1 protein-coding gene is annotated in these 975 nt (G+C 52.9%); it reads right to left on the bottom strand.

Translation table 11 applies throughout. The features are described from left to right. Positions 1-975 (bottom strand): elongation factor Tu (gene tuf, locus IB226_RS23025; protein WP_192237068.1); only part of this gene is annotated, 975 nt, incomplete at its 5' end.

Raw genomic sequence — 975 nt, 5'->3', positions numbered from 1 at the left:
TTAAGCGATAATTTCAGCAACAACACCCGCACCAACAGTACGGCCGCCTTCACGGATTGCAAAACGCAGACCCTGATCCATAGCGATTGGCTTGATCAAAGTAACGGTCATTTTTACGTTGTCGCCTGGCATTACCATCTCAACGCCTTCTGGCAGTTGAACGTCACCGGTCACGTCAGTAGTACGGAAGTAGAACTGAGGACGGTAGCCTTTGAAGAACGGAGTATGACGGCCGCCTTCATCTTTAGACAGAACGTAAACTTCTGAAGTGAACTGGGTATGTGGCTTGATTGAACCCGGCTTAGCCAGAACCTGGCCACGCTCGATGTCTTCACGCTTGATACCACGCAGCAGAACACCACAGTTCTCGCCTGCCTGACCCTGGTCCAGCAGTTTGCGGAACATTTCAACGCCAGTACAGGTTGATTTCACAGTGTCTTTAAGGCCAACAACTTCAACTTCGTCGCCCACTTTAACGATACCGCGCTCAACACGACCGGTAACAACGGTACCACGGCCAGAGATTGAGAATACGTCTTCGATTGGCAGCAGGAACGGCTTGTCGATTGCACGAACTGGCTCTGGGATGTAAGTATCCAGGTGCTCAGCCAGCTCAATGATCTTAGCTTCCCACTCAGCGTCGCCTTCCAGCGCTTTCAGAGCAGAACCACGTACGATTGGAGTGTCGTCGCCTGGGAAGTCATAAGCTGACAGCAGGTCACGTACTTCCATCTCTACCAGTTCCAGCAGCTCTTCATCATCAACCATGTCGCACTTGTTCAGGAACACGATGATGTAAGGAACGCCAACCTGACGACCCAGCAGGATGTGCTCACGGGTCTGTGGCATTGGGCCATCAGTCGCAGCAACAACCAGGATCGCGCCGTCCATCTGCGCAGCACCGGTGATCATGTTTTTCACATAGTCGGCGTGGCCTGGGCAGTCAACGTGCGCATAGTGGCGAGACGGGGTTTC

Source organism: Pantoea sp. PNT03, assembly GCF_014852515.1.
GTDB lineage: Bacteria > Pseudomonadota > Gammaproteobacteria > Enterobacterales > Enterobacteriaceae > Pantoea > Pantoea leporis.
Note: the sequence above shows the minus strand (reverse complement) of the source record. Positions and strands in the feature narration are given on the sequence as shown.